We start from the raw sequence: 22,943 nt of genomic DNA on the forward strand, positions 1-22,943 counted from the left end.
GGATTGAGACAGTGATTATCGTATTCCTGAAATAGCCAACAGGTACATCTGCCGACCGTTGCCGCCATGCGTTGAGTCGATACAGACCAGGTTGCCATCGTTGCTGGTACGCGGATGCAGGTCGCAACGCCACTCCCCAACGTAGCTCTCGCCCGCCGGAAAATTGCCCAGGTCGATGCGTCGATCGGTAGGCAGGTGATAGAGGTACGGCGTTTGATTTCGATTCTTGTCGTTACCGGCGTAATTGTCGTTCAGCAGCCATTCGTTGTTACGCTTCGGTACGTACGTCTGATGGCCATTGACGGGCATTTTATCAGACTTAATCGGTTCAATTGTTCCGGCTTTATCTTCCAGTAAATAGAACTGTTGCGGCATCCCGGCTGGTTTCGTGTAGGCACAGATGTGCGTTGGGTCGCGCCAAACGAAGTGCGAAGTAAAACCCGATGGATCAATGATGAAGCGGTCCGAACCATCGGGATTCATGGTGAACATGCGAGTGACAAAGTTCGTGCGCGCCATGACCTGCCGGTCTTCGCGTCGGGCGCGCCAGCGATGCAAAAACGTCAATCGACTACCATCTGTATTGATGAGTAAGTGGTTGAACCAATGAAAATTATCGGCTACCGACGTCGCGTTGTGCGGAATACCAGCGGCTTCGGCCAGCGACATGAGCAGCTTCATTTCGCCGGTTCGTAAATTCATTCGGTACAGGCCAATTTCACTTGGTGCTTTCAGGTCATAAAACGGGTCACGGATACCGGCGTACCCATAGCCGGGGCGCAGATCCTGAATCCGGCTGAATTCAGTGCCAATAGCCCACGTCCCATCAGGACTGAGTGCATAAATGGCTTTAGGCAGCGTACGCTTTTTCCCGCTGAATACATCGACAATGTGGCTAACGTAGTGCTGGCCAGTCGAACTGCGATCATTCCAGATGACTTCCGAGCGCGAACCCGGTATCCATTGCAGCATACAACCCTGTTGCCACCCCCACGCACGACTTTCCCCCAACTCCCGCCAGTTACCGTCTGGCTTGGTTAGGTCGATCAAACCAATTTTCACTACGTCGTCGGCGGTGGGTGAGCGTCCTTCAAAGCCGACCTGCATTCCCAGTACGTATCGGTTGGTGGGGTCGAACTGGAGTTTGTCGTAGTAGCCAAACCAGTGATAACCGGGTTGTCCATTCAGGCCGGTCAGCGCCCGGACGGGTACATCGAAGAGCTTACCTGCCCGGCCCATCATGACCCAGCCACTCAGCCCGGCAACGGTCGTCGTTTTTAAGAATAGTCTCCGATTCATGATGAGTCTGGGGCGAAATCCTGTCGAATGAGCAGAGTTAGGGCTGTGTATCGAGTGCGAACGCTACGTAGGTATCTTTGGATTTTTGCCCCAGCTTACCACCACCGCAGGCAATGACGATAAACTGTTTACCATTAACCGAATAAGTAGATGGGCTGGCAAATCCAGCGGCAGGCAACTGTGCCTGCCAGACGGTCTTACTCGTTTTTTTGTCGATGGCCCGGAACTGTTCATCACTGGTGGCACCGATAAATACCAAGCCTCCGCCCGTAACCAACGGCCCGCCGTAATTATCGGTGCCCGTCGGTGGAATGCCCCGTTCCGTTAGTTCTTTATATTCACCCAGCGGAACTTGCCACAGGTAAACGCCTGTGTTGAGATTGACCGCCGAGAGCGTTCCCCAGGGAGGTTCATTAACCGGATAGCCATTCCGATCGTACCATCGGTTATAGCCCGTGTGTTTGTACGGAGCGGCTTTGTCCGTTATACGTATGGATTTACCGGAAGTGGTTTTGTTGGACAGAAAGTCGACAATGGCTTTACGTTCGGCCTCGGGGAGATGCGAGAATGAAGGCATCATGCCCCGTCCTTTCAGCAACACCTGATAAATGGCGTCCGTCGAAAGCCGGGCGCTGATGTTCAGTAAAGAAGGATAGGAACCATCGTGGTTGCCCTGCCGCTCAGCGCCGTGACAGGCCGCACAACGTAATGAATACAGTTGAGCGCCCGTAACCGATGCGTTCGCATCGGGTTGCTTCTGCTCGACCAACGACGAAAAGCAGGGATTTTGCTTAGCGGGAATGTACATAATTCCGTCGGGGTCCGTCGCTGAACCGCCCCATTGGGCACCGCCACTCGTACCCGGAAAAAAGATCGTCATGTCTTTCGTCAAGGGAATATACGGACTGCCTGTGCGGGCTTTGCGCAACGTAGCGACTAGGTCCGGTCGATCAGCGGCCCAAGGGTTTATGTCAGCTTCGGTAAAGGTCTGCTTCGTAAACGGAGCCGGTTTAAGCGGAATTGGCTGAGTGGGGCTGGGCGATTCGCCCGCTATGCCATCCGTCGGAAATTTTTGCTCGACAACTGGGAATAGGGGCTTGCCGGTTACACGGTCGAAAACGAAAACATGCCCCTGCTTTGTGGTCTGTGCAACGGCGTCGATGCGTCGGGGCCGACCGTCGGGACTGTTATGGACTACCGTCAGCAAATTTGGGGGAGAGGGCGGGTCACGGTCCCAGATGTCGTGATGAACAAACTGAAAATGCCAGATGCGTTTGCCGGTACTGGCATCTAAGGCGACTAAACAATTAGCAAACAGGTTGTCGCCTTTACGGTTGCCGCCGTAAAAATCAAAGGCCGCCGATCCGGTCGGTACGTAGACAATCCCCCGCTGCCGGTCAATGGCCATGCCCGCCCAGGCGTTGGCTCCGCCAATTCGTTGCCGGGGTTGCGCTGGCGACCAGGTTTTATAGCCAAATTCGTCGGGCTGAGGAATCGTATGGAACGTCCAGACGATACGCCCCGTTCGGACATCATAGGCCCGAATATCGCCCAGCAGTGCCGCTTCATCTTCTGATACCCGCGTTCCCACAACAAGCAGGTTTTTATACACGACGTTGGGCGTGTTCGCTCGCACGTAGTTGTCAGCGCCCGGCCGTTCGATGCCTGATTTTAAATCGATTTTACCATTCTGACCGAAACTCTCGATCAGTTTGCCCGATTCGGGATCAAGCGCGTAAAGCCATTGGCCCGCGCCCCAGAAAATTCGCTTCTCATTGCCTTCCGACCAGTACGTTACCCCCCGACTTGTTGTTCCTCCGTTGTCGCTGATCTGAGTCTTCCACCGCTGCCGGCCTGTACTGGCGTCAATGGCAAATACCTGCGTGTCGGCCGATACGCCATAAAGCACCCCGTTGATAATGATAGGATTGCACTGGATCTGCGTCCGGTTGTTGATCGTATCGGCTCCACCCGATGCATACGTCCAGGCCACTTTTAAGTGCTGAACCGTAGCCGTGTTGATCTGACTCAGCGACGAATAATGGCTTCTGGCTCCATCCCCGTTGTACTCCATCCAGTCGGTATCAGGAGCAAGATTTGGCGTAACCACACCGCCCATCAGCAGGGGAAGTGAAACGATACACAAGACTTTTAATGCGGACGAAATAGAGGGCATGGGCTTTTTTATCGAATACTGGAGGCAACCTGGCTTAATACATCAGTAAGCTATAAAAGGCTGTTAAACACCGGAAATACCGTTTCGTCGTCGACAATTCCGCGTGGACCGTGTGTTTCGAAATACGTAACGGATACGGCCCCGGCTCCCTGCAAAATTTGTCGACTGGCTTTTGTCCAGTCCGCAGCGAAATGAGTTGACTGGCGCGGGTCCGTGAGTGGGAGAGGGATGGGGAATGTAGTCGATAAGGCTGGGTTAAAGCGCGGTAGTAACGTAACGGCCGAAATGCGAACCGGTTTATTGTTGGTCAGGTAACGCGCCGATCGCACGACATCGGCCTGCGCTGCTACGTTCTCCATGATGGTCTGATTATCGAAGGCATGAACCTGCGGATTGATGGAGAATGTCACAAAATCGACCAGGTCATACGTAAATCGGTTTCGATTGAATTCGGCAAAATTCGCGTCTGTACCACCCCCGATTGGTACGGTAGGTAACTGAGCTCTCAGTATCGGAACCAGTTTAGTTAACAACGTATCGGACGTTATTCGGTTCGCGAGGTTAAATAGCGATACGCTTTGGATAGTAGTCGGATTCGTTTCCAGAAACGCCAGAAAGTCGCTTAGTTCTTTAGCGGAATCCGTTGAAAAAAACAGGGCCAGATCAAGCGGAATACCCAACGCCTGCGCATCGGATCGGGCATTTTGAAGATGGTCTGTCCAATCCGGGCTCGACAAAAACACATCAGCTCTAAGATGAGAAAGTACTAATTTTTTCAGGGATGCGATTTCGGTGTCACGAAGCCGTTGACCATCCGCGCGTTGACCCAGTCCGATACGTAGCGTGTTTTCTGGTTGTTCAGAGGCTACCGGAGCTATAGGAGCCGAAGCCGTCTCGTCTGCTAAGGAAATGGGCTGGAAATGAACCCGTTGTTCAACGATCGTTCCGGCGGGAACAGTGGCTGGAATCGGGATCGTCAGTGGCGTTGAATACGTCTTGAACGAGGCATCTGTCCAGTTGCGCTGATCTTCGGTTTCGAAAACATCCCCCGCAAATTCCAGTTGTAAGGTGTCGCCAAACGCGGTTTGCCAGGTCATGGATTGAATGCCCAGAAAAGGTTGATTTGGACGGATTAGCTCCGGAAACAGGCCATTGCTCTGGGATCCATCAGGACTGGTAATCTGACAGGGCTGGCCGGTTGTTCCAATCAGGGGATGCAGTACACAGATACCGATCCGATTGCGCTGGAAAGTCGACAAGGCTTCTCCCTGAAAAACAACCGCAATCCTGCCGTCCGAATGACCCTGCATGGCAACATGACCAGCCATATGAATGCCCAGGTCGTTAACGAGCCAATTGTAGTCAACATGAAACGTATCATAAGTCTGATCGATACGTTCATTCGTAATGTCTATCCGGGCGGTGCTCCAGTCCGGATTACGCAGGGCGAAATAAATCATTCGGACCAGTTCGCGGTTGCCCATCGACAACGTCCGCAAAAAACCGTTTTCGTAGCGAACCTGTACAGGACCAGCGTTGAGTAAGACAGCGGTACTAGGCATCATAGAGAATCATTTATCGTCTTAAAGACCGTTACGGTAAAAGACTACCGAGTCATCGTTGATACCGGTCTTATTCGTAGGCTACGAACCATAAAGACGTACTGACCGCTGTGCCCGATGCGGCAAAACGCTTGAACGTTTTCTGTATGCACCCCAGGCGTATGCCAGGCAAGAATCCCTGCAGAGACCGTATCGTGATCTACTCGTGCAGATTCATCTACGGTTTACGGCTATTCATTCACTCTATTGAATTCATAAGCAGGCCCATCCGTAGCTCTACCTAAATCGAAATACATTCGATTTTGATTTAGGTATAAGCCAGGGTTACGTATATACCAGTTGTCTTCTCTTGGTTGGGCATTTGTTCTGATCCATAGGCCGTGATCTGTCTTAATTATTTCAAAATCAACTTTGTCAGTCTGGATGCCGTCTTGCATAAGACTGATGTGGTTCTCGTCGATAACCAGTTCTACGTTAGGGACAGGGGGGTTAGGTATCATCGCATATACCTTTAGTAGCTTCCACCTACCAGGTAACCACATCTTTGCCTGTTGCAAATCCTGCGTGTATACTTTTAAGGGATCGTCTTTAGGATCGAGTTCAGGTTCTACCCTGACTGTTTTGTTACAACCTGTGATTCCCCAGGTTACCAGTAGTATTAAGCTTAAAGCAAGATTTTTCATAGTTGAACGGATTAGTTTACCCTCAAACAGGACCCCAAAAAAAGACCATAAGGTTGGTTTTTTTGTGCTAAATTACATGCACGTTAGGCTAACAGGATTAGTTAGAAAGGCAGTAGCCAATGGCAGTTGTGCCGTAAATGCAACATGTAAACTGCTGCCTGGTTTGTTCGCGTTAACCTGAAGACCCACCGAAAGCATGGACACTCTTTGTGCGATACGTAGTTCGTTGCGAACTCCAGGTTTGATGAAGTTGAACAAACCTCCACAGCGATTTTTTGAGTAAAGGTGAAGTTATATCCGACTGTGCTAAACTGACAATAGGAACACTAGTACAGCCAATTGGTAAGGTGGCAGTACAGAGAAGTAGACACATCGGTATGCTGTCTCAGAAGAGACCTTATCGATACGCAACTAGTTGGAGAATAGACTGCCTTTTGGTGTAGGATCAATACTACGTAATCTGTAAAGTGATATGTAGCTGGCACTCTATCGGCGTACTCGGGTGAGTTGCATGTCTAATGTATCACGATCGAGGACTCCCTGGAGTCGCATAGTTTCAGAGGTACGATTACTAATGGTGGCCCGTAACGTATCATTAGAATAAAAGGCCACTTGCAGTTTGCTTTGCAGGCTATCGAATTCATAGCTACCCAGTAAACTTTCACTGGGTTCAAACCGGTACGGATTTGGACTAAAGGCACAGCCTTCATAGCCCGCAAAATAGACTCGGCTCCAGGCCCTCATATCCGTTAACCAGGCCGTATTCGGTTGGACTTGACCATTACGTATCAATTTTTCCACTTTCCAGGTCCCTTTGAGCGTTTGGTCATAGGGACGATTGCTGATCAAGATTTTAAGTGAGATAAAGGCCACAGCAATGGGTAGTACGCGTAGGCTGTGCCTGATCCAGCTACGTCCAAAGGAAACGGCAGGAAGATGATCAACCAAATCCCAGAAGACCATTTTGAGCTTTTCTATGTGTAGCAGCAGGAGAAAGATCAGAGCCAGTGAATAAATGACTGAGTTAAAAAAGGCTCCAACACTGATGGTATAGAATCCGTTAATCAGGACGATGTTGACCATCACCGGTAAAAGGATCATCACTCCCAGCAAGGTTGTCCGGCGATAGAGCAGCAGGATCGATCCCCCTATCTGGAAAAGACCAATAATAACGGCCAACGGATAGGAATAGCCAAAATAATACCAGGTCAGGCTCATTCCATCAACTGAACTTATGGGCGCATCCAGGAGAAAATCAGGCGTTTGAAACTGAGTTTTCAACAGTTTGGCAAAGCCATAACTAGAGATCGATAAAGCCAGCCAGTAGCGAATGATGCCTTATAACCATGCGTGTTGTATGGGGCTATACAGATTGTTGGCTCGTTCGCGTCGATGCCATACCCAGACGTAGATGAAGCTGCCGAGTAGGGTTACGCCAACCATGCCAATCAGCACATACTTAAAATACTGGCCGTATTTCTCCAAAAAAGAGAATGGCAAAAACTCCAGAGGAAACAGGAGGAGATTCAGCAGAGCAATAGCCGCCAGCGCACATTCACAAAATTTAAAAATCCAGGAGGTACGGCTGTCAAGATGCATCGGTCAGCTGATTAATCCAGATTCTTCGAAGGGATTCTGGAGGCCATAAACCCAGCTACAAGCAGAGGTACTGAAAATAAGCTGAATAACAGATCTTTGCCTAAGCCTGCATCGGATAGAATCCCGAAAAGCGCTGGCCCCAGAATAGCGCCGAAACGCCCGATACCCATAGCCAGACCTACGCCGGTGGTACGTATCGTTGCTGGATACACGCGGGAGGCAGCAGGGTAATAGCCGTTGAAACCGCCCTGGACAAAAAAACCGATGAAGAACGTCATCATAAACATCAATCCGTACGTCATCGACAGATTGCCGTACAGGACCATGACTCCGAAAGCAATAAGCATAAACGCCGGAATTAGCTTACGTAGCCCAACGCGTGAAGCCAGCCAACCCAGAATTAAACTGCCCAAAAATGCGCCCACGTTCAGCGCGGTGCCAACATACGTAGCCAGCTCAAACGGCATTCCGGCATCTTTGGCGATGGTGGGCACCCAACTCATCAGCGTGTAGAGGGTCATCATGCCAAAGAAAATCCCAATCCATAACCGAAAGGTCGACGTACGGTATTCAGGCGTAAACAACTCTGCGTATGGAACCGTGATGCGGCTTGCTGGAGCGGGCGGTAACGTAGCCAGGGTTGTGTGGCCCATGCGGGTCAGCAACGTATTGATTTGATGATGCGCATTTTTAGGTTGTCGACCCGTCAGGAACGACAACGATTCGGGCATGAACAGGATAATGCTGAGTAGCATCAGGGCCGCTACCAACCCGGCGGCTAAATAGGCCGACCGCCACCCAAACTCAGGGATAGCCCAGGCCGTAAAGAAACCCGCCAGAATAGCACCGATAGGCCAACCCGCCTGCACCAGACCGACGTTGAAGTCGCGCCATTTATTGTTGGAAAACTCCGAAGCCACAGCCGCTAGAGTAGGCAATATCCCTCCGATGCCCAGGCCCGTAACGAACCGTAACAACAGCAATTGATAATAGGCGCTCACCAATGACGAGAGCAACATTCCGCTCGTAATCAGGCTCAGGGCAATGATAAACATTTTCCGGCGGCCGATTTTATCACCGAATGGAGCCAGCAGAAAGCAACCGGCTGTCATACCGGCCAGTCCGGCACTAAATATATAGCCTAACTCACTTTTCGATAACGACCACTCCCGAACAATCTCCGATCCGGTAAAAGACACCACCAATACGTCGATGCCATCGTTCATATTCAGGATAAAGCAGATGGCTACCATCAGTACCTGAAATGGATTCATGGGTTGGTGGTCAATCAGGGCTTTCAGATCGGGTTGGGCAATTTCGGGAACGACACTACGTATCGGGTGGTTTAACATGCCGGGTTACGGGTTGGGCGAATTAAGAATAAAGGACACAGTTGCTAAACATTACCGTTATAGATCCTTATTTTCCTGGCGAAGACCCTAGGAAACGAGCTCATAGCCTTACTACGATTTTACTGTGTTCGCCCTGCGCGGCTAGCTCCAGGGCCGATTGCAAATCAGTTAGAGCGACTTGCCGGGAAATGATAAATCCGGGGCGAATAATACGAGCGGCCATCAACTGAAGCGTTCGTCTGAAATCAAACGGATGATCGTAAATAATCGACGGAACGATATGAATGCCTTCGCGGGCGATTTTAAGCGGTTTAAATGTAGCCATATTGCCCGATAAACCAACCAGCACAATCTCCGATCCACGCGGGGCGGCTGCCGTAGCCAGCGAGGCCGTAGCGGCAACTCCGGCGCACTCAAATACGGCGCAAACGTCATTCGCCAACCAGGTTTCTGCTACTGCCGTAATTTGTGTTTCCGCATCGCCGGTTGGGCAAAGCGCAGTAGCGCCGAGATCTTCGGCCAGTTTGACCTTAGCGGGACTGATTTCGGTTACGAAAACCTTGTACCCCAGCGACAAAGCCAGGTGCGTGATCAATAGCCCGATGGCCCCAAGACCAATCACCGCAATGGTATCGCCGGGTTTCGCGTTTGATGTGAGTAGTGCGTGCAGGGCTACGGCCATTGGCTCGATGGTTACCGCGTCATCGTTGGAGATTGTGTCGGGAACGGCCCAGCAGAAATCAGCGGGCAGCACGATGTATTCCGCAAAGCAGCCGGGTTCGTTCAGTCCAACGACTCGTTTATTGATGCAGATATGCCCTTTACCTGCCCAGCAGTATCGACACTGCCGGCATGGGATGTTGGGTTCAACGACGACCCGTTCACCCACCTGGCGACCCAATACGCCGGGACCAAGTTTGTCGATGTATCCTAAGCCTTCATGGCCGATGATGGTTGGATTGTCTAAGAGCCGATGACCCAAAAAAAGGTGGACATCGGAGCCGCAGATGCCGATCTGTTTCAATTTGATCCGCACCTCGCCAACGCCCGGTTCGGGCGTCGGTACGTCCTGAAGCTGAATATGTCTGGGCGCCTGAAGAAAAGCCGCTTTCATAGTAGGTGTCGGTTGAGCCTTGTTACGTTACCAGGCCCGATTTGGGCGGCAAAGTTGAGGAATTCATCGGTGATTTACCGAATCCAGACGGTGATAAAAACATCGGCGTGCTCGTGCGCTACGTAGTGAAACGATCTAGTGCAAACATTTATACAGTTGGACGGATAACAAATCTCGGTTATGTTTAAGAAGCTGTTTGAGGTAGTGGAGGCAGGTTCTTAAACCTGCCTGATGAGGTTTCTCAAAACCGAATTGTATGAGACGTTCGGTTTTGAGAAACCTCATCAGGGTCAGATTTGAGAATCTGACCCCACAACGGCGTAGCCTAAATCGGTGGATTGGCTAACGCAAACAGCTTCTAACGCTAGTATTCATGACAACACCAGAAATGACTCATCAGAAATTGATATATCGCGAAGCTTCGCAACTAGATATTCCCAAAATAATGCGGCTGACCCAATTGGCCTACCGAGAGTATAAAACGGTCTTAACTAATCAGAACTGGGCCAGAATGAAAGCTGGTTTGGCAAACGAAAGCCGATATATTGACTTGATGAGCCGGGCTACCGGGTTTGTTTGCGAAGTGGACGACCAACTGATCGGTGTAATTTTTTTGATTCCAAAAGGCAACCCCACCACGATCTTCCCGCCTGAATGGAGTTACATCCGTTTGCTGGGCGTAGATCCGAAGTATCGTGGGTTAGGTATCGCCAGAAAACTAACGGAACGCTGTATTGACCTGGCCAGGACGAATGGCGAAACGGCTATCGCTTTGCATACGAGTGAGTTTATGGACACCGCCCGCGCTATGTATGAACGGCTGGGTTTCAGGCAGGTGAAGGAGTTAGAGTCAATGTTCGATAAGCGGTATTGGCTGTATAAACTAAGTTTTTGATCGAAAATGGAGTGCCATAGACGAAGACCTTATTGATACGTACCAACCAAAGTCACGACTGATTTCGGCTCCAGTTGAATTTGACGGGTCGAAACAACGGACTTCGCTAACGTTTTTGTTTCCGTGGTTGTGTAACAGGCAAAGTGCCCATTGCGAATATTCAGACCCGTAAGCGGTAACGTAGTGGCGTTGGAAGTCATGTTTACGCAAACCAGTACCACCTGTTTACGATCAGGATCTTTGTAGGCCGACACCATGGATTGACTGGCTTCTTTCAGGGCATCGCTGCCCGTAATTTGAACGGATATCCGCTTCATTCCAGGCCGGATAAACCGGGCGTAGTTGCCAAACGCCCAGAGTTGTTTTGAGTCGATGATCTGTCCATCCAGCCGGGCGTTATTGTGCTGTTTGTAATTGCCATCAGGTCCGTTGATGTAAACCAGCCCGTCACTGTAATTATATGGATTAATAGCCAGCCACCACTGCCATGACGTTACGTTGGCAATCGTCAGATCGTTGTGGATTACCTTAGCGACGTAGAGACCGTAATCCATGTCGGTGTGACGAGGGCTGCCATTATACTGCCCGCAGATGTCGCCCAGAACGCCAAACTCACTTTGCCAGAGCATCGGATTACCAACGGCCTGAACCTGTTGAGCCACTCTCTGACGGGCAGCTACCAACAGCGAGTCCCGGCAGGTTGTAAAGTAGCTGTGATACGCCCAGATCGGCTCAACATTGGGAAGTTTCGCCAGAGATGAGGCCTCGTTCGGAGTAAAAAAATAGTTTAGTTGATTACCACGACCGCTTTCGGCCCTTTCGTAGAGGTAGTTAAGTTGACCGGATTCACCGCTTACGATCGTTGTTTTTGATTTTTTTGCTGCCAGTTTGGCCGATAGCGCTTTCGTTACGTTCAGAATATCGGAATTTTCAGCTGGTGAGCCTTCCTGATTCGCTTTGCCGTTTTTCCCGGCTGTCCAATCCCACTGCGGTTCATTGATCGGACTCAGGTAATCAAATTTGAAATGATCGGCAACGGTTGTCAGGAAATCGGCGAACGGATCGAGGGCGGTTGGTTTGAGGTTAAACGTTTTGCCCCCCGGCGAGAACGCTTTGCCATTCCGGGTCATCTGAACCGGTGCTGAGTTGGTAAAGCCCAGTGTATACCGAACCCCACGCTGGCGGGCTGCCTGCAAAAACCACTGGTTTCCGGCCTGTTTCGTCCAGTCATATCGCCCCTGGTTATCCAGGAAACATTCTTCCCGACGCCATTCGTCACGAATGTAGCTGCTGTCGCCCTGCTCATAACTTCCCGCGCCAATGTTCATCCGCCATAACGACAATCCGATTCCTTTTGGCTGGCCACTGGACAACGTATCGAGGCTGAACAATAGGTCCGCGATCTGATTCTTCCTGGCTTCGTCGCGCCATTTGCCGATGAACTTTGCCGACCAGCAGTCGGAAGCCCCAAAGCTATGGATAGTCTGAAACTCTTCCCGCAAGTTAACCGTCACAGTTCGGTCGGGTAGCTCAGCAAACCTGAAGCCCTGGCTGGGGCTGATGAGCATGACAAGGCAGAGCAATATAAGGCCAGGAAGAAATTTCATTGAGAATTCAGATTAAGTCTATTGGAAATAGGCTACTCACTAAAGCACATCAGTGTGAAAATCTGCTCAAAATCCTGGATAGACCCCATCAAGTGGGTTGAAAGTAGAATGCAGATTAGTATTTTTTATTGATTTTGCTACTAATGGTTTATTGATGTTAGTAGTAAGGCTATTTGTACTGTGTTTATTGTCAATTGTAGGAAATGTAGTTTCGTTAAATAATATTTGTATTTACAATACTATCATAGTATATACTTTTTATATGATTTAGGCCAAGTTCATGAATAAACTATACTCAATGTAGCGGCATCAATATACTATACGTTTCAGTACGAGATCGGGTCACGTCAGAGGGCAGGAACTCTAATGATCTTATACTTAGAATATTATATACTATCTGCTGATTTTACGGATGATCTTAAACCCTATTATATGATTCCTTTTTACATGCGGTATTTACCAGCCTTACTGCTACGAGTAGGAATGTTGCTAAGTCTATTTTTCAGTTCTCCAGTTGTTACTTCAGCGCAGATTCAACTGAATTTTCCTGTTTCCCGTATCGTTTTTCAACGCGATAATGCTAATCAGGCGTCTGTACCTTTTCGGGCTGTGCTGACCACAAACCTCACGCATGTCAACGTGCGTTTAGTTGTCCGGCAGGGAGGAGCAACTACGCCCTGGGCAACATTTAGTCCGGCGAATGGTATCGTTTCTGGGCGTGTTCCTTCGGTTCAGGGGGGCTGGTACGATCTGGAAGTTGAATCGTTCAATGGGGCGCAGAGCCTGGGTACAAAACGGATACCCCGAATAGGCGTTGGCGAGGTACTACTCGTTTCAGGGCAGTCAAATGCACAGGGGTTCGATTATGAAACCGGTGCCGTCGACGATCGGGTGTCGTGCGTCAATTACTACGACGGCGAGATTACGGAATCTCGTTTTCCGCTGACGTTTAGTCACTTATCGGGCCAGGTTAAAGTTGGACCAACCAACTCGCTATACATTTACGGAATCCTGGGGGATAAACTCGTGCAGCGGCTTGGCGTACCGGTACTCATCTATGGAGCCGCCCTCGGTGGAACGCCCTCCATCCAGTGGCGGCAATCGGCAGAGCGGCAGCAACTTCCCGATGCGGACCAGTGGGGGGGAGCGGAGGATTTCCGACCGTACCGGGCTATCAAGTCAACGATCGAACACTACGTTCGACGGACCGGGCTACGGGCCATTCTCTGGCACCATGGTGAATCAGACAAAGGGAAGTCGGGATCTGACTATGCCAGCAATCTGCAGAAAATCATTGAAATCAGTCGGCAGGACATAGCTAACTTGCCCTGGATGATTGCCCGGGCATCCTGGATTTCAGGTGGGGGTGATAACGCGATTGTTGATGCCCAGAACTTTGTGATTGGTCAAGTGCCGAATTGTTACCCCGGTCCAAATACAGATCTATACGGTAATGAATACCGACAGGATGGAACCCATTTCATGACATCGTTTTACGCTCCGTTTGCTGAACTTTGGAACCAGTCGCTCAGCAATACGTTTTTTCAGCAGGCGACCCCTTACGTACTACCTCAGGAACCGCCCTCTATGACCGCTGGGCAACCTCGGCCAGCTTATCAGTATGCGGGCGGCCATCTGGAAATTCCGTTTCTGGATGAAGCGGCTGCGTCCGGCGGATCGACTATAACCTATACTGCTCAACTGGTATCTACGAACGGGCAATTTGTAACTAATCTGGGAACGGGAACCGCGAACCCTCTGCGGATTACGCTGCCCGACAATCTGACGGGAGACTTTCAAATAAAAGTCGTCTCGTCGGTAGGAGGAGCCGTTTCGACAGTAAGTCCACCCATCACGATTTTCAATCCCCCTTATCCTAAAGGCACCGGTACGGGCCTGACCGGGCAATACATGAGTGGCTACGATTCGAACTTGTTCGTGATGCATACCCAACAGGATGGTCCGCTGGATTTTACCTGGTTTGATACAGGTCCGACTCCCGCTATGCCCATTCGCGATTATACGGTTCGCTGGACTGGCCAGATTGAAGCGCCAGTCTCGGGTAATTACATCATTAAAACCTCGTATGACGATGCAACCCGTATCTGGATCAATGGGCAACTGATCGTTGATGATCTGGATAGCCATCCGTTTCCAATTACGTCCAGAGGCCAGATTACGCTACAGGCCAACCAGCGCTACGATATTCGTATGGATGTGGTACAACGTTGGTTCAATGCCCAGGCTCGGTTACAATGGGTGGTGCCGGGTTCTACGCAGGCGGTCTATATTCCCCGCGACCGTTTGTATCCGGCCGTGGTTTCGCCGACGCCCGAAGCGGAGCCGCTCCAGATTCGCTTTCCGGTTCCCCATATGGTTTTTCAGCGCGATAACAACAACCGGGCGCAGATGGCTATTTCGGGAAAATGTCCAACCCGTACCGAACGGATTGAAGTCCGGGTCTGGCCAACGGTTTCGGGTAAGGGGCAGGATAACGATTTTTATACCGTATTGGATAATCATCCGACCAATGGTGCTTTTTCGGGAAGTATCAGCATATCGAGTGGTTGGTATAAGGTAGATATACAGGCAATCGCCCAGGGCCAGGTCATTAGTCATACGCGCGTAACACCCGTTGGGGTAGGTGAGGTGTTCATTGTCGCGGGTGAGGGCAATGCACAAGGCGTCAGTCCGATGCGATCCGTAGCGAGTGCTACCGACGAGCGGGTCAGTACCGTACCGTTCTTTAATGCGACTGATACCAGCCGAATATTTTCATTACCCTCGTTTAAAGCCCTGGCTGCTGATGGAACGATCGGCCCACATGGCGTTACGGCCTGGAGCTGGGAAGAACTGGGCGAGCGGCTTGCCAGACGACTGAACCTGCCGGTTCTCTTTTATAACGTAGCGTGGGACGGTACGACGATGCGCAACTGGCGGGAAAGCATGGAACAAGGCACAACTACCCTGATTGGCGGAGCCTCCCTACCCGTGGGTATGCCGTATAGTAATTTAAAGCGAGTATTGCAGGGGTATGTATCGGTAACGGGTTTGCGGGCCATTCTCTGGCAACAGGGTGAATCGGAATTCTATTCGCCTAATCCACAGGCCACTACGTACGCTGCTGATTTAACGGCTCTGATCAACCGCAGCCGCGCCGATGCTCATTTTTCGCAACTGCAATGGATCGTAGCCCGGTCTTCAGCCGACAATACGACCCGGCAACTGTATGCATCCGGGAGTTACGAACCCGTGACGAACCGACAAAATGAGGTCATTCAGACAATTGCCGGCGTTACAGCCGGCCCGATTGTCGATACCATTCAGATGCCTCGACCAGACGGGAAGTATTTTCAGGGTACTGGTCTTAGTCGACTGGCTGCGGCCTGGGATCAGGTACTCACCAATGCCGTGTGGAATGCTGGATCGTTGAGTCCTCAGGCACCCGTCTTTATCCCCGATCTAACTCCCGTCGTCTACGCCCGGCCTACGCTTATGTACGGGACCACCAGCATGAACATTGTGTTAGACGTAGTGGAACTGAACGGAGTCGCCACAACGGGAACCGTCACCCTCAAAATCACGCGGGATGCTAAAGTTACCCTCAGTTTACCCAGTAGTGCGACCAGCGTTGGCGGACGACCCGTGCAGAACAGCGTCTGGAATTTATCGACCACCGATCCATCGTATTACGTACTGACCACCAATCAGCCGATTAGCGCCGGAGATCGGCTGAGTGTGGGCTTAACGGGTGAGATGAGACCCGGCGCAACGACTGGGGTTGTGACGGTCAGTTCGGTATTGCTGGGTAGTCAGGGAGAGCAAAAGTTAACCAACAACGCCGACGCTGATAAAGTAGACTATTTTCCCTGATACACAGGTTCGGTTACGTTTCGTTTGATTCCCAAATACTGTCGACTGATTGCAAGCGACAGTATTCGGGAATCAAGCGGTTATTGCTGGAAGTATTCGACCTTGTCGGCATCGAGGTTATTGGTTGATTTACCATCGCCACCACTGCCCCCCACCAACACTCCGCTCACGGTCAGACTCCCCCCGCTGGCTCCCGCACTAAAACTGCCTGTCAAGCCCACACTCAGCCGATCACCAGCTCCAGACTGAAAATAATCAGAAAATTGTCTTAAGGAACCTGATTGTGTACAATGTCTAGTCAAGTGATTTTAGCAATTTTGGCGAGACGTTCATTGCGATTGGGATTAGCTCCAGAATATAGTACATAGCCTGGTACCAGTACTAGGCAAAGCATTCTACACAGTCGGTTCTAAGAATTGATATAAGGCTTAGCTGGTAATGTAAAGTCAGGATTAGGTTGAGCTTATTGAGGTCCGATGGGCTATATCTAATCCCGGACTCACGTTATGGTAAAATTGAGTATAGCGTGAACTGAATAAATGGGAAATTATAGAAGTGAAAAGCAAAAATTAGTCAATAGCCGCTTTGTCGTAATCGGCTCGATAAGAGTGATATATTCAGCGTACCATAACCGATGAAGAGAACTGGAAAGAGATAGATGAAATACATCTGCCAGGAATACGTGCCTGTAATGTATTGATCCCAGTACGTGGCCGTAGAGTAATTGGGAAAGGCTGTTAACAGGTAGCGTACGGACTGAGTGAAAGGGTTGAAAATTGGGAAAGCGAGCAGCATGATGGGCAGAAAGCTAAGCTCATAGCGGGCAAGTGATGATCTGCTTATACCGTCAGGCGTGATGTTAAACCAGCGATGAACGAGATAGATCATCTGAGTCAGGATATATACCGTGACTAATTCGGGTAGCCAGGTATTCCTGATCCACAAACCCAGGTAATTGGTCAGACCACCACTTTCGTTTACAAAATTCAGTTTAGCCTGATACGCCATATACCAGGATAAAGCTTCAACAAATAGATTCAGCCCTACTAAAGTAATAAGCCCATTCTTCAGAAAAGTACGTGAAAGTTGCGCGTCGTGTGTCATAGTCGATTACCGAAAATTAGCTCCTGGTTGCTACCATATCCCTGTAAAACTGCCTGCAACCGAAAAGCTCGTTTGCTTACAGATTGAAGAGATCGGTCGTGTTTATGATGACATTTTCAAAGCCATGCTCATCCATCCGACGAACTAGATCCTGCGTACTTCCCTGACCACTACCGCCTTTACCGTCCCACAAGGCAATCAAAGACGTTTCGCCCTCTCCGTAGATCAGCGCGTGATACAGCATCCAAAGGTTGGTACGTTCCCAAAGGTTATAGTTTTTCTTGCGCTGGAGCCAGAAGGGCAACTTTTTTGTGTCAGACATGATCCGTAATCGATAATCATCGGGCTGACTGTGACTCCGGTAAAGATGCTCAAAGCGCTCTATCCAACGTTGTCCGGCATACGCTACCGATTCCTTGATGTACTGTTGTTTAGGGACCGCGAGAAACATACGGGTTGGGATAGCAATTTCGGGTTCTTCACACACTTCGTGGAACAAAATATCGCCCCCGCACGCGCCCCCGGCAATGCCAATAATGGGACGTTTGATGTGTTTTCGGATTGTGTTCAGTTTTTTGCGAATCTCATCTTTCGCTTTTTCGTCCTGACCACACGGGAATCGAACGGGATGGCCGGGCCGGTCAATCGTATGGCCGGTGAACACGACAAAATGGGGCTTAAGTGCTACCGTTGGCGACGTAACGGGCGCGAGCTGGTCCAGTACTGGATCAACTACGTCGGTTCGAATCTGAAGTTTTTGGTAGAGTTCCAGCTGGCGTCGGGTATAATCGGCCAGAACGGGTTCGCCCGCGCTAATCGCGTCCTGATACAGCCGCAGGATGCGTCGGGGTTTGTCGAGGGTTAAACAGCGAAAATCAGCCAGATTGACATCCAGCAAACTGTTTATTTCTCCGTGACTATACTTGCGATGCTTGGCTGATTCGAGGGAGATACTAACGACCGTGGTATAGTCAGTGTATTTCCGCTGTAACGTCTGGAGCATGATCTCCGCTTCCTGCGCATCATCAAAGTGCTCCTCCCAGAGCGACGGATAGGCTTCGGTCAGGTTCAGGATGATGGTCAGTAAACTTAAGGCATTAATACCCGCATAGTAATGATTCAGGTCTTCCATAAAGGCCTGAGCGTAGGCTTCGTAGGCACGTAGCAAAAAGCTGGACTCGATGGCTTTCTGTCGAAATTCCTCAGGATGAGCAAACTGCCATTCGTTCATCCACCTCAACTTGGCGTTACGTCCCTTCAGTGAGTAGATTTCTGCCCGCTTACCGGCGCTTAATTCGAGAGGACGGGCCAGTAACGTATTGATCGCCTGATCGGATAGAGAAAGCAGCGTGAGTGCGGGCGAATTCAATTCGGTAGAATGGGTGGCGTATTGTTCGGAAAGCCGCTGATAAATGGTGCTTAATCGATCATTAGCCTCCTCATCGTCTGGAAGGATCGTCCGGATGCGTTCCCACGTAAACCGGGCTCCCGTCAGCGATTCCATATCGAACTGAATCCCGCCAACCAGACGTAAACCACTCAGCTCCCAGGGAAACCCTCCTGTCTCGGCGGCCAGCAAGGCTAGTTTACCTTCCTGCCGATTGATTTGCGCTTCTTCGACCTGTTTACAGAAACCAGCCGGTGCTACCACGAACCGCTCCGGGTCCTGCGCTTTCAGGTGTGGCAGCAATGAAAAAACAGGACTGTCTTTCCGGTCCGAATGAATCGTCTCCAGCAGGGCCTGTTTTAGCCGCAATGAGTCAACTTTAAGGGTTGGAATGGCATAGGTAAGGTACCGATCGGTTTTCAGATCGAACGGAACGTCGAGGATGCTGTCCGCCGAGCAACGTAGTAACAGCGTCTTGCGGTCGCGTAAAGCATGTCGGATGCCTAGTTCGTAAAAGACATTCGCATTATGAACGGAGATGTCGGCAATGACGAGATCGGCTGTGAGGAGTTTGGCAAACATATCCTCCCGAATATTACCCGCTTCGGCAATAGCAACGGTTGTTTCGCCAATAATACCAACGGCCCGCAGTGCGGGTTGAATCAGCTCTTTATCGACCGCATCGAAATCAATGCCTTGTTTAACGCCAAATGGGCGGACAATGAATGTGTACATACCAATACGTAGCGATTTTAACCAGGCTAGGCAGACTAACTAAGACATAATTGCAGAACGCAGATCCGCTGATTCACAGGATTTAAACGCTTCGTTTTTCTCCCGGTGCTCCTTGGCTCTATGTTGACAAATTCACATATCTTCTGTTTTCATAATCATGATCTGATTATAGTCCGTCGGTTCGATACGTATCGAGCCGGTAAAAGGATGATCGAGCATCAGAATAATGTAAATGATCAAACCGACAAACGTACTCAGCAGGCCATTAGCTATCAGATGCAGTCGACCACTTTTAACATCCAGAATCATGGCAAAGACCAGTACCAGAACTCCCCCCGCCAATAAAGCCAGCCAAATAGCGCCAGGTATTTCGGTGGTGGCATCCAGTTGGCGCAGACTGCGATACGTAGCCAGTTCGTTCAAATGGCGAAACATCAGATCAGTTCGGCTATCACCCAGATTTACGTTTTCAAGGCTCTTATAAACCCCATTAAACGCCCGGCGATCTTCCTTTGTGAAGGACTTCATTTTTTCCATGCGCGGGTACTCGTGATTGACTACGTGATAGACGTATTCCGAGTAGGCTTTCATAACTGGGGCAATCCGCGTGGAGTCTGGATAATACCGAATAGCCCGGTACAACGTCCGGGCCAGGCTACCCTCCCGATTGGCATTGATTTGTGCGGAATTGAATGAATCCCAGACCAGAAATACCACGAAGCCAAGTAGTAGCCCATACAAGGCCCCAACTGAGGCAAACACATCGCCAATGACTTCGTTACCCGCCGGACGGGTGTCAGGGCGAACGTATTTCCGATAAACGAAGGTACCACCCACACCAATGCCCGCGAAGAGTGCGATCAGCAAGCACAGCATCACAACAGGCGGTAGCTGTAGCAGGTAATAAGACAGCGACATAAAACTAAACGATGGCGGATTCGAGTGGTGTATCTATAAACGTCATACTGGAGGAATATCAACGAAGTATTGAACCCCAACTTTAAACCGGTGCAACCGATCGGGTAAACCATTGTAGCCACCATTGATCCGGCGGGTGATCAGCTTGAACGTATCCAGGTTGGTGCCTTCGTCGATCGGCGATTTCAGGTCAATTTTATCGGCCAGCAGGTTGAGTTTATTGGCATTCCAGAACCATCCCGCGCTCAGGGACGCATACTTAAGCTGCGTATCATTGCACACTTCCGCATTTTTGCCGCCCAGCATCGTAGGGTTGTCGATCAGGTCAACTTTCCAGACCGTGCTCAGCGCCTGATAATTGGTTCGTCCCGTTATCTGAATCAATCCCCGCCCTTTAAATTTGACCCCGTCGCCAGGATGCGTATTGCCCAAACCGACACGACCTTCGTAGGCGGCCCCACTGGCCAGTTCTTCGGTGTAGTACAACCCACCGCTTTCGTGACCTACCTGAGCCAGAAAACACAACTGACGGGCAGGCGTATTGATTTGATACGTAGTGCAGGTGTCGTTAATGTAGGGCAGGAATTTTTGGGCGCAGGATAGAATGGCGCCTGCACCTTCTTTTACTTGTCCAATGGTCATAGCCGTAAGAAGCAGGAGTTAGTAAACCAATCGCTGACGATCTTTTTCAGGTACACTTTTTTGGGTCTCTACGTCAATCCGTAGGAATAAGAAAGCAATAGTTTTTCAGCGATATGTCAAATCCAGGTAGCTATGCATGAGCCGGGAATGATTCCCGGCTCATGCATAGCTACCCGAAAGTTGAGTTGCTGGTAGAGATCACTGCTGGAAATACTCGACCTTATCAGCGTCGATGTTGTTGCCCATCCGACTCTCCCCACCCCCCATCACCGTCGCGCTGCAGTTGATCACACCCGTGGTGGCCTCGGCGCTGAGCATCCCGCTCAAGCCCACACTCAGCTTGCCGCCCCCCGAAATCGACTGGCTGGTGGTCAGAATGTAATAGTTGGCATCGCTGCTGTAACTCCAGCTCCCGTTCTGCACACTACGTCCACCCAGACTGCTCACACTGTTGTCGAAGAGCAGCGTGGCCTTGGCATCTTTGGTGATCCTGACGGTAATCACCCCCGTGGTGCTGACCATATTGGCCTCTACCACATCCACCACCACCGTGAAGGGGGAGGTGCCGTAGATCAGCGACGGTCGGGCGTAGAGCAAAGGGGTGATGTCGGGATTGGTGCTCACGGTGGTCGAGCCCGTGGCTGAGCAGCCGTTAGCGTCGGTGACCACCACGGTATAGGTACCCGCACTCAGGCTGGTGATGGTGCTGGTGCCATCGCCGGTGGGGTTGCCCGGCAGCCAGTTGTAGGCGTAGGCGGGGGTGCCCCCACTGACGGTGACCGATGCGGTGCCGGTGCTGGTGCCCAGTTGGCTCACATTGGTGGCGCTTGTCGTGAGCGAGAGAGCCGAAGGCTGGCTGATGGAGAAGGACGTGGTGGCGGTAAAGCCCGAGTTGGTGGCGGTGACCGTCACGCTGTAAGCTCCAGCTGTAAGCCCCGTGACGGCGGAGGTTGTCTGGGCCAGGGTGGTGTTGGTGGTGGTGTTTCGGTAGGTGTAGCTGAAAGGCGGGTTTTCGCCTGCGGCCGTGATGGTAGCCGATCCGGTAGCTGCGCCGTTACAGCTGACGCTGGCCTGGGCGGTGACGGTGGCCGTCAGCTCATTGAGGTTGTTGACGGTGATGGTAAAGGCCTTCTGGAAGGAGAGGGCGGGGGTGCCGTTATCGGTGGTCTGCACGCGGACGGTGTAGGAATTTTTGGTCTCGAAGTTGAAGACGACGTTGGTGCGGAGCTGGTTGCCCACGATCTGGAAGGCGGCATTATCGTCCGAGCCGGTACCGGCCACCAGCGAATAGCTAAAGGTTTGTCCAGCGTCGGGGTCGGTCGTGGAGAAGCTGCCAACCACGGTGCTGAGGGGCTGGTTTTCATTCACCGAACTGTTGCTTAACGTAATATTGGTTGGTGCACTATTGGGAACGAGGGTTGTAAACGTTTGTACAGGTCCGTAGGACGTCGTGATAGCGTTGGTCGCAAAAGCACGTACGTAGTAGGTAGTGTTTCCCGCAAGGCTACTCACGGTTGCTGAGAAGCTACCTGTGCCGCTCCCTATCGCCAGCGAAGTACTGTTTGCCAGGGTTGGGGTTGTACTTGTTGGGCTATAAACGACTCCGCGTTGCGTTACCGTTACGTTACCGTCAGACGTCACATTTCCACCGAGTACGGCTGAACTGCTGCCAAACGACGTAACGGCATTTGTCGTTACAGTAGGAGGGTCCTGGGTACTCAGCGCCAGACCACCAATGTTCGTACTAGTAGAACCGGCGATATAAGGCGCCACCACCAGCGTACTAACCGGATTGCCTGCTGCCAGGCTAACAGCCACAATTTTAGCGTTGGCTGTGCTAGTGGAGGGTTGGCTGGTCCGCATATCGACCACCAGCAGGCGGTTGTTGGCTGCATCCAGGACCAGCGGTCCGGCCGTTTGCACGAAGTTGTCTTTGATGAGTATATCGCCCGTACCATCGAGGTTGATGCGTCGAAGCTGATCGACCTGGGTGGTTG

The 22,943-nt window shown here is 50.9% G+C and carries 17 protein-coding genes; 2 read left to right on the forward strand and 15 right to left on the reverse strand.

Translation table 11 applies throughout. From position 1 onward, the window contains the following. Positions 1–15: 15 nt before the first annotated feature. The 8 genes from IC230_RS27630 to IC230_RS27660 all read right to left on the reverse strand — a co-directional run bounded on the left by IC230_RS27630 (position 16) and on the right by IC230_RS27660 (position 9,785). On the reverse strand, positions 16–1,299 hold the full coding sequence (locus tag IC230_RS27630) for a hypothetical protein (RefSeq protein ID WP_191042299.1): 1,284 nt from the start codon (positions 1,297–1,299) through the stop codon (positions 16–18). Positions 1,300–1,336: 37 nt separating this feature from the next. Next, entirely contained in the window at positions 1,337–3,475 is a 2,139-nt protein-coding gene (locus IC230_RS27635; RefSeq protein WP_191042300.1) for an outer membrane protein assembly factor BamB family protein, read from the reverse strand. Between the two features lie 50 nt (positions 3,476–3,525). Next, positions 3,526–5,040: a hypothetical protein gene (locus IC230_RS27640; protein ID WP_223860887.1), complete on the reverse strand. Its 1,515-nt coding sequence runs from the start codon at positions 5,038–5,040 to the stop codon at positions 3,526–3,528. A 227-nt stretch (positions 5,041–5,267) separates the two neighbouring features. Further along, entirely contained in the window at positions 5,268–5,720 is a 453-nt protein-coding gene (locus tag IC230_RS27645; RefSeq protein WP_191042301.1) for a hypothetical protein, read from the reverse strand. 486 nt (positions 5,721–6,206) lie between these two features. After that, a complete protein-coding gene (locus tag IC230_RS27650) occupies positions 6,207–7,001 on the reverse strand; it encodes a hypothetical protein (RefSeq protein ID WP_223860888.1) in 795 nt (264 codons plus the stop codon). A gap of 57 nt (positions 7,002–7,058) precedes the next feature. Beyond that, a complete protein-coding gene (locus IC230_RS34205; RefSeq protein ID WP_223860889.1) occupies positions 7,059–7,319 on the reverse strand; it encodes a hypothetical protein in 261 nt (86 codons plus the stop codon). A gap of 11 nt (positions 7,320–7,330) precedes the next feature. Next, on the reverse strand, positions 7,331–8,671 hold the full coding sequence (locus tag IC230_RS27655) for an MFS transporter (RefSeq protein ID WP_191042302.1): 1,341 nt from the start codon (positions 8,669–8,671) through the stop codon (positions 7,331–7,333). 100 nt (positions 8,672–8,771) lie between these two features. Then, entirely contained in the window at positions 8,772–9,785 is a 1,014-nt protein-coding gene (locus IC230_RS27660; RefSeq protein WP_191042303.1) for a zinc-dependent alcohol dehydrogenase, read from the reverse strand. A gap of 373 nt (positions 9,786–10,158) precedes the next feature. On the opposite strand from IC230_RS27660, the gene IC230_RS27665 reads away from it, so the two are divergent. Continuing rightward, positions 10,159–10,680 carry a GNAT family N-acetyltransferase gene (locus IC230_RS27665; RefSeq protein ID WP_191042304.1) on the forward strand — a complete coding sequence of 174 codons (522 nt, stop codon included), beginning with the start codon at positions 10,159–10,161 and terminating at the stop codon, positions 10,678–10,680. Between the two features lie 29 nt (positions 10,681–10,709). On the opposite strand, the gene IC230_RS27670 is transcribed toward IC230_RS27665, so the two are convergent. Then, on the reverse strand, positions 10,710–12,287 hold the full coding sequence (locus tag IC230_RS27670) for a glycoside hydrolase (RefSeq protein ID WP_191042305.1): 1,578 nt from the start codon (positions 12,285–12,287) through the stop codon (positions 10,710–10,712). Positions 12,288–12,719: 432 nt separating this feature from the next. Here IC230_RS27670 and IC230_RS27675 point away from each other — a divergent pair, with 432 nt between their 5' ends. Then, positions 12,720–16,160, forward strand: coding sequence for a sialate O-acetylesterase (locus IC230_RS27675; RefSeq protein ID WP_191042306.1), 3,441 nt, complete (start codon positions 12,720–12,722; stop codon positions 16,158–16,160). Between the two features lie 80 nt (positions 16,161–16,240). Here the strand turns inward: IC230_RS27675 and IC230_RS27680 are convergent, their stop codons facing one another. The 6 genes from IC230_RS27680 to IC230_RS27705 all read right to left on the reverse strand — a co-directional run. Then, complete coding sequence (locus IC230_RS27680) at positions 16,241–16,462, reverse strand: hypothetical protein (RefSeq protein ID WP_191042307.1); 222 nt, start codon at positions 16,460–16,462, stop codon at positions 16,241–16,243. Between the two features lie 271 nt (positions 16,463–16,733). Beyond that, the gene (locus IC230_RS27685) at positions 16,734–17,264 is read right to left on the reverse strand and encodes a hypothetical protein (protein ID WP_191042308.1); all 531 of its coding nucleotides are present in this window, start codon (positions 17,262–17,264) and stop codon (positions 16,734–16,736) included. A gap of 76 nt (positions 17,265–17,340) precedes the next feature. Beyond that, complete coding sequence (locus tag IC230_RS27690; RefSeq protein WP_191042309.1) at positions 17,341–19,386, reverse strand: tetratricopeptide repeat-containing protein; 2,046 nt, start codon at positions 19,384–19,386, stop codon at positions 17,341–17,343. A 132-nt stretch (positions 19,387–19,518) separates the two neighbouring features. Beyond that, positions 19,519–20,304 carry a bestrophin-like domain gene (locus IC230_RS27695; protein WP_191042310.1) on the reverse strand — a complete coding sequence of 262 codons (786 nt, stop codon included), beginning with the start codon at positions 20,302–20,304 and terminating at the stop codon, positions 19,519–19,521. Positions 20,305–20,346: 42 nt separating this feature from the next. Further along, positions 20,347–20,946, reverse strand: a complete 600-nt coding sequence (locus IC230_RS27700; RefSeq protein WP_191042311.1) for a glycoside hydrolase family 19 protein — start codon at positions 20,944–20,946, stop codon at positions 20,347–20,349. Positions 20,947–21,144: 198 nt separating this feature from the next. Next, positions 21,145–22,943 (reverse strand): cadherin repeat domain-containing protein (locus IC230_RS27705; RefSeq protein WP_191042312.1); only part of this gene is annotated, 1,799 nt, incomplete at its 5' end.

The sequence above is a fragment of the Spirosoma validum genome (assembly GCF_014699035.1).
Taxonomy (GTDB): Bacteria; Bacteroidota; Bacteroidia; order Cytophagales; family Spirosomataceae; genus Spirosoma; species Spirosoma validum.